The 7,769-nt window shown below is 60.9% G+C and carries 8 protein-coding genes and 1 pseudogene; 8 read left to right on the forward strand and 1 reads right to left on the reverse strand.

Features of this window, described 5'->3' with window-relative positions:
* A pseudogene (locus RKP46_RS04820) lies at positions 1–352 on the reverse strand (peptidase M48); the annotation flags it as partial.
* A 324-nt stretch (positions 353–676) separates the two neighbouring features.
* On the opposite strand from RKP46_RS04820, the gene RKP46_RS04825 reads away from it, so the two are divergent.
* From RKP46_RS04825 to RKP46_RS04860, 8 genes are all read left to right on the forward strand, one after another.
* Positions 677–919, forward strand: a complete 243-nt coding sequence (locus tag RKP46_RS04825; protein WP_311105574.1) for a hypothetical protein — start codon at positions 677–679, stop codon at positions 917–919.
* 19 nt (positions 920–938) lie between these two features.
* Positions 939–1,688, forward strand: a complete 750-nt coding sequence (locus tag RKP46_RS04830) for a class I SAM-dependent methyltransferase (RefSeq protein ID WP_311105575.1) — start codon at positions 939–941, stop codon at positions 1,686–1,688.
* Positions 1,682–2,563 (forward strand): hypothetical protein, encoded by an 882-nt coding sequence (locus RKP46_RS04835; protein WP_311105576.1) that lies wholly within the window; start codon positions 1,682–1,684, stop codon positions 2,561–2,563. Before RKP46_RS04830 ends, RKP46_RS04835 begins: the two co-directional genes overlap by 7 nt.
* Before the next feature lie 67 nt (positions 2,564–2,630).
* Entirely contained in the window at positions 2,631–2,759 is a 129-nt protein-coding gene (locus RKP46_RS04840; RefSeq protein ID WP_311105577.1) for a hypothetical protein, read from the forward strand.
* Positions 2,760–3,392: 633 nt separating this feature from the next.
* Positions 3,393–3,857, forward strand: a complete 465-nt coding sequence (locus RKP46_RS04845; protein WP_311105578.1) for a hypothetical protein — start codon at positions 3,393–3,395, stop codon at positions 3,855–3,857.
* 10 nt (positions 3,858–3,867) lie between these two features.
* On the forward strand, positions 3,868–5,352 hold the full coding sequence (locus RKP46_RS04850; RefSeq protein WP_311105581.1) for an oligosaccharide flippase family protein: 1,485 nt from the start codon (positions 3,868–3,870) through the stop codon (positions 5,350–5,352).
* Positions 5,349–6,560, forward strand: a complete 1,212-nt coding sequence (locus RKP46_RS04855; protein ID WP_311105579.1) for a polysaccharide pyruvyl transferase family protein — start codon at positions 5,349–5,351, stop codon at positions 6,558–6,560. The genes RKP46_RS04850 and RKP46_RS04855 overlap by 4 nt, the downstream gene beginning before the upstream one ends.
* A 3-nt stretch (positions 6,561–6,563) precedes the next feature.
* Positions 6,564–7,517, forward strand: coding sequence for a glycosyltransferase (locus tag RKP46_RS04860; RefSeq protein ID WP_311105580.1), 954 nt, complete (start codon positions 6,564–6,566; stop codon positions 7,515–7,517).
* Positions 7,518–7,769 lie beyond the last annotated feature (252 nt).

Consider the following 7,769-nt stretch of genomic DNA (forward strand, 5'->3'; position numbering starts at 1 on the left):
CGAAAAGCGCCGGCGCCTCGTCGCTGCCGATCTCGCGCCCGACGAGCGGCGGGAAACGCGCGCAGAGCAGCGTGAACGTGGCGCGCAACATCGCCCACACCGGCAGCGCGAGCAAAACCAGCAGCTTGCCGAGCTTGAGGAAGAGAAGTAGGGCCTTGCCGCCGGTAACGATGACCAGCAGCAGCAACCCGGCGATCAGCACCAGGTTGACCAGCGCCAGCCCAATGACCACGCCCAGAATGCCGAGGCCCAGCGCGGCGATTCCGCAGACGCGCAGCAGATAGCCGCGCGGATCGCTTTCCGCCTGAAACTCGGCACGCGCAACGAGGTTCTTGAACTCTTGCTGATCCATGCAGTGGGCCTTGCGATGTCGGGGCGCGGTGACTGTCCGACAAGATCGAAAGCGGTGTGGCAGTCCCGGGCCAAGGAAAAGACAGAGAGAAGGATAGGAGATCCACCGTCGTCTCGGCAAGCGCTTCGGACGCGGCGGCCTCCTGCGCCGGAGCCAGCGACGGCTCGATCCTCACTCGTCCGGCGGGGTTTCCAGGGCCGTTCCGGGTGTGTCTTCTATCACACCGATTTATGTGACCTAGTTCTCACCGGGTACGTTGACGGCTGGGCTATACTTCGCCGTCGTCAGCCGACCACGGCACTGCACGACTGCTGCACAAGCCGCATGCGCCGCATCTCGATTCTTCCAACCTCTCATCGGATATTGCTAATGGGCAACAGTAGACCTGCCGAGGACCCGGATTATCGCAACCGCCATCTGCAGCAGATCGCTCCCGTATGGTTTCCCGTCGGCGTGCGGCGGCTTCTCGATTTCGCCTGCGCAATGGCGCGCGAAAGCTTCTGGTGTCAAGGCGTCCTGACGCCCATTACTCCGCCTGCGGTTCTGATCGCGCCACGCGCCGCCTAGCCAACGCGCTTCCGTCGTCATGTCGATCGAGACGCCGGCTGTCGGGGTGTACGCCACCTGCGAGGCGCAGCTACGTGCCCTGTACCAGATTCCGACACCACCCGGCCAAGCGGCAGTACTGGAGTTGCGTTTAGGCGACGCAGGGCGAGTCGTCGACGACACCTGGCCAGCCGATCTGGTGGTCAGTTGCCGGCTGACCGACACGATCACTCAGCCGTGGAAGCCCGCTGGCCTTGGCAGGCGCGTGCAGACCTGCGAAGCGGCGTACGACGCGCCGCTGCCCTTTGCTGCCGACACCTTCGACCTCGTCATCCTGCACCATACGCTGGACGAACTGGCGTCGGTGCTCAGTCAGCGCTCGTCGCAGCAGGTCGCCGAGGACTGCCTGCGACGCGTCGCCCACGTTCTGCGACCAGGCGGTCTGGTCGTCGGCTGCGGACTGAACCGCTCAAGTCCGCGTGCCTGGTGCGAGCGTCCCCGCGCAACAAGACGCGTACGCGCGCTGGGGGTCTATTCGTGTCGCAACGTCCTGCACAGGTCGGGCTTCGCTGAGGCAGAGGTCTTCAACCTGCTTCCCGGCCTCGACAATCCGCGCGGATTGTCTTCGGTCGACGCGCAGGCCTCGAGAATCACCTTCCGTCGCGCACTCGAAGCCTCGCGCGCTTCGCTCGGTACGGCCGGCTATCTCGCACGCCGGATCGTCGTCGGACTCAGCCTCAACCGCTTCATCGAGAACGTCCTGTTCTACTGGGGATACAAGCCTTGCTGAGATTCGTCCGGGAGGCCTTGGTCAAGGCGGGCGCGGTGTCCCCACAAGCCCGCCTGATTCACAATGTAAGGCTCACTACGGAAAGCACGCTGCGGCTGGATGTCGGCGATGGCACCGGGAGCTGGTTCCACGTCAAGGCATGTCGCGAGCGCAGCCTGGCTGAAGAGTTCGACCGATTTCGCCTGGCGCGCGAGCGTTTCCCGGCTTATACGGCCGAACCGATAGCGCATACCTGCCTCGCCGGCTGGAGCATTCTGATCGCCCGCGCGGTCGAACATGTGCCTGTCGGAGTAAGCGACCTGGCCAGTCCTGGAAGCTCGGGAGCGTCGCTCAGGCGTCAGTTGATCGGCTTTCTTGCCGCCGCGCAGGCCAGCGCCAAGGCAGACATCCTCCGGCAGGACAACGAGACGTTCATGCGCGAGGCGGTCGCCTGCCTGGCCACATCGCCCGCCGTCAGCCCGCCGTTGCGCGACCTTGCACTGAGCCTGGATCCGACCGTCTGGGGCGACATCCCGGCCATTTCGCAACACGGCAACCTGGTGCTGAACAATCTTGCACGGGCCGGCGACCGGCTGCTCATCTTCGACTGGAAGGACTATGGCGTCACCGCGCTCGCCGGCCTCGACATCTGCCTGTTCGCCTTATCGATGGCGGGAATGGACGCGGCCGGGGCGGCCGCCATCCAGCGTAAGGAAAATCCCGCCGGGCAGCTCTGGGCGTTTGCGCGCGAGGCGTGTGCCACCAGCGAGCTCCCCTATGACACTTTTCGCGCACTGGTCCCGGTGTACCTTTTGGCCTTCAGATACCTCAAGCGAAACTGCAGCGAGGAAATTCGTGCACGCCTGGACACCATGCTGGGCGAACTCCTCACCTGATGCGCCATCGCCGACAAGTCGAAAACACGGGTCGACGACCGGTCATCTGGCGCTCGGCCCGGCGTCGATGCTCGTCGTCGACCGGCACGAAACGATTGCCCATGCCGGGGTCGATCCGGCGCTGCTGCCTCCGGATGCCGATGCGCGTGAGCACAACGACATTGCATGGACCGACCAGTCATCCGGGGCGCGTTGATCGCCGGCGCATGGTTGATCGCCCGCTGGATCTCGCGTGTCTTCTCAGAACCGCGGGCAAGCGCGGTCTTCCCGGTGGCCGCCCGGCAACGTTTGATCGTCGGCTCAATACATTGGCATGGCGGTTTTCGGCCAGGAACTCGATATCGCCCACGATTTCTGGGGCCACCCGCCAAACCTCAAGCCCGACAGGGTGCCAGGGTGAGGAATTGGATCCCAGCTTGACAGCGATGCTTCGACCGTCATACACTGCTTTGAAGTTCTCGGATTTCATGGCCTTACAGCTTCGGCACCCGGTTCCTGCGTTCGCGCGTATCCGGCGCAATGATCGACCCGCATGCCAGACCGGAAAAAGAAAAGTACCTCAAACAAGCCCCATCCGCCGGTACCCAGATCGCCGTCACCGACTAGCGGCTCAATCCGCAATTGACCAAGCAGCTCTCATCGGCACACAGCGAACACATGCCCGCCAGGTAAACCGCGCCATTTTGTGCAACGTGCTCCCGATATCCGCAGAGCCATCGATCAGTGGCAACGACGATCGCCCAAGCGTCAACGCGTGGTGAGCTGGGGTTTCTGCAAATGCTTCTGCGTCGCCAGCCTGCAAAGGACAAGCGATGTGCGGAGGGTCGGTTTGACACCCCTCATCCTTTGGCTTGCCGCCGAGGAATACAACGCGCATACCTGTTTTCAACACTATGATCACCAAGGTCTACTGAGCAGCGATCTGTGGCGCAAGGAACTGACGCTCAACGTCGATTGCTGCACCTCCCGGCAAAGCTTGCTCACCTTGCTGCGCACGCAGCCACGCAAAGTCAGCGCTGCGCGAAGAATAATTGGCCAGGCTCTACCGCAACAAGTGTCATCGGCGCTGCAGCGCTTCCCACATGCGGTACGCATCTTGCTCAGCGGAAGCGACCTGGTGACGGACAGCTTCAGCGAACCGCCTGCCGACGATGCCGGCCGGACAGCTCCGATGCAGCAAGCCCATTACAACCTGCACCACACTAGCCGGGGCGGTCGCCCGTTCTCGCTGGCAGGCTGGCGGCAACGGGTTGCCAAACCATTCCCCCGGTGGCTGCAACGCCTGCCGTCGTAAGTCAGTCACCATGTCACAGCCAAATAACACCTCGCTCAGCCAAAAAGTCCTCAGAGGTACTTTCTGGACGATGGCCATGCGCTGGCTGTCGCGCTTCCTGGGTATCCTTTCGATGGCGGTGGTCGCCCGCCTGCTGACACCGGAAGACTTCGGCATTATCGCCGTCACCACCGCTCTGATCGGCCTGATGGACGCCTTCACTGACCTCGGCGCCGATACCGCACTGATTCGCCACCCCAATCCGCAGCCCAGTCACTACAACACGGTGTGGACCTTCACCGTGATCACCCACAGCGTTTCCGCCTTGCTGATCGCCGTGTGCGGCTATTTCAGTTCTCTGCTCTACCCGGATCCCCGTTATCAGCAAGTTTTGTACGTAATGGCGCTGTCGATGCTGATCGCCGGACTGACCAATATCGGCATCGCCGACTTTCGCCGCCATCTCCAGTATCACAAAGACTTCCAGTTGAATGTCGCAGTTCAAGTCATCGCCATCGCCACCACCATTGCTTGCGCCTTCTGGCTACGTTCGTATTGGGCTCTGGTATTCGGCGGACTGTCGCGCTCGCTAGGCAGAGTCGCGCTCAGCTATGCCTTGCATCCCTATCGGCCACGCTTGTGCCTGACCGAGCGCCGCCAGATGTTCGGCTTCTCCTTCTGGATCATGCTGCGTGCCGTGGCAATCTTTCTGACCAATAAGGCCGACCGCCTTGTTCTGGCGGCCTATTACAAACCCGCCTTGCTTGGCTTGTACGCCATTGCCGGCGAACTGGCCTCGCTGGCGGTTTTCGAATTGCTTCATCCGATTGGCCGCGTGTTGCTTCCGGCGCTTGCCACCAAGCAGAACGACCGTCCCTGGCTGGAAAACAATTTCAAAAAGATGTGCAACATCTCCGCGACCTTGGCGACCGCCAGCGGTGTCGGTTTAGCGGCCGTCGCAACTCCGGCATTGACGCTGCTCTATGGACAGCCCTACGCCGCTGCCGCCGACTATCTGGTACTGTTGGCGCTGCTTGCCACGCTGGAAGGCTTCAGCCAGCCCATCGGCCAGTATTTACTCTTGCTCAATCGCGCCCGCGCGTATGCCTTGCTGTACATATTCGAGGGCATCGCCACGCTGAGCGTCGTCTATCTGTTGGCCACTCAACAGTTCGACCTGCAGTATGTGCTATACGGCCGATTGGCGGTATCGGCGCTGGCGTTCTTGCGTTTGTTCTACTTGTTGCGCATGTTCAAGAGTGTCGGCCCACTGACGATCTGTGCTTCCTGGATACGCCCCATGGTTGCCGGAGCAGCGCTCTATTTCGGCGTATCCCACCTGCAACGGCTGCTTCCCGAAATGCCGGTCGGCCTGCTGTTGCCAGTGCTGATTGCCTGTGGCGCGCTGATTTTCAGCTTCGTACTACTGCTGATGTGGCTGCTGATGCGCCGACCGGCCGGCATCGAACAGGAATTGTTGCAGCGACTTGGACTCTACCACCCGCAATCGTCATGACTCAAATCACAGTCTATGCTTTAGGCGCTTATGATCGCTTCAATTATGGCGACATGTTGTTTCCGATTATTGCCAAGAACTTCCTGGCGCAGCATTACCCGCAACTGGGTTTTCAATGCTACGCTTTGCAAACCAGCGATTTCTCGGCCTATGGCGGTTTTCCCACCCAACCGATCAGCAAGCTGAGCCGCCCCGGCATCTTGAGGGATGGCGACAGCATTCTGTTTTGTGGAGGCGGCACCCTGGGCAGCGATTGGTACAGCATGCATGCCAATCTGCTCGGCAAAGTCGGCAACCATGTCATCTATTATTTCCGTCGCGTGCTGGGAGTGGCAACCGCCAACGATTGGAGCCGACGTTACTTCGGCAGCAACTCGCATTTCCCGTGGATCGCCGATCCGCAGGACTTTCCTGCCAGAGTTAAGGTGTTGTACAACGCGGTGGGCGGCTCAGAGCTGGCCAGGTTTCCGGACGATGAGCGCCAACTTGCGCTGAACAAGCTGGCTCAGGCCGCGTATCTGTCGTTTCGCGACAATGAAACGCAGAGACTGTGCACCACCGCTGCCGCCCACAACAGACTGCACGTAGCTCCGGATTCGGCTGTGCTCATGTCGGAACAATATCCTCTGGCGCGCTTGCGAACGCTGATCACACCAGCGTTGACCGGTCAATTGGCCAACCAGCGTTACGTGTGTTTTCACGCCAATTACAACTTCGTCAAGCAGAATTTGCACACCCTGACGCAGCTTCTGGAAGCGCTCTATCGCGAGCATCGTTTGACCACGGTATTGCTGCCGATCGGCCGCTATGTCGGGCTCGACGATCAGATTGGCCTGCGCGCGCTGCAGCAACAGCTTGAAACACCCTGCGCGCTGATCAGCGATCAAGCCAGCATCTGGGACATCATGTACACCGTCGCCAGCGCGCAATTGTTTATCGGCACCAGCCTGCACGGCAACGTTACTTCGCAATCCTTTGCCGTGCCCCACATCGGTCTGAGCAGCCGCCGTTCCAAACTCGATTACTATCTCGAAACCTGGGATTTGCCCGAACAGCAAGTATGCAGCGACCTGCAACAGGTTCTCGCACACGCCGCGCAAGCGCTCGCGGTAGCCGACCACGTTCTGCAGGAAAAGCGGAAGCAATTGATCGAGTTAGCCACCCACAACATGCACCGCATCGGGCAGGTGTCGTCGAATCCGATTTAAGCAATGTCCCTAGTCTCGGTCATCATTCCCAGTTATAACTGCGAACGCTACATCCGGCAGACCATCGATAGCGTGTTAGGCCAGACCTATCCGCATGTCGAGCTGCTCATCGTCGACGACGGCTCAACCGACGCGACTTGCGAGCTGGTCGAGCAATACGGTGACCGCGTGCGTCTGATCCGGAAGAGCAACGGCGGCGTCTGTGCGGCGCGCAACCTTGGTATTCGTGAAGCGCAGGGCGACTTTGTCTGCCTGATGGATCATGACGATTATTGGTATCCTGAGAAGCTACAACGCCAGATCGAGGCCTTTGCTCGACACCCGGAATACAGTGCGGTCTATACCAGTTTCCAGCTTTGGGTACAGGACGCATCCGGCCAGTTTCCTGCACCCGAACTGGTGGAGAGCACGGTTCCCGGCGATGCTATCGACGAGTCGTTTTCCGGCTGGATCCACCATTTGCTGCTGCTCGATTGCTGGGTGTTGACCAGCACCGCCATGTTCTCCAAGTCGGTATTCGAGCACTGCGGCGTGTTCGATGAAGCACTACCCTATAGCGAAGACTGGGACCTCTGGTTCCGCATCGCCCAGTACACGCCGTTTCTCAAGCTGGCTAAAGCCACCACCTTGTATCGCCAACATCCCTTGCAGGGCAACCGCATGGTGCGCCCCATCGATTACCGCACGGCGTTGCTGCACCGGGCGCGGCAACGCTGGGGACTGGCCAGCCGCGACGGCCGTGCCCTGTCCGAATGGCAGTTCCGCCGGCAACTGGCGAGTTATCACGCGCAATTCGGTTTGAGCCACCTGCAACATCCGCAAGGCGATCGGGCATTGGCTCGGCAATCGCTGCTCAAAGCCTGGACTACTTTCCCATTGCAACTGCGTTATCCGGCTGCCATCGTCGCCAGCTGGCTGGGATGGACACCCAGTTACCCCCCGGTGTCAAACCAGTAGATCGTTGCAAGAAGAGACATGAACTTCCAGCGCTGATCTGAGCATGCTCGAAGCGAACGGCGAGCTCGCACTCGCGCTGCTCAGCGAGCTCCTGGCCGGCGTCATCGTCTACCCGGTGAGCGTATCGCGGCCAGGGGCGCGCAACGGCGCCAATCGGCACCACGCCGAGACAGCCCACGGCGTCCGCCCGCGGTTAGGACGCGCAGCGGAAAGCTGCTAGACTGCGCGCCTGGAAAAATCGCCCCGCCCTGC

The organism is Accumulibacter sp., from assembly GCF_031732815.1.
Classification (GTDB): Bacteria; Pseudomonadota; Gammaproteobacteria; order Burkholderiales; family Rhodocyclaceae; genus Accumulibacter.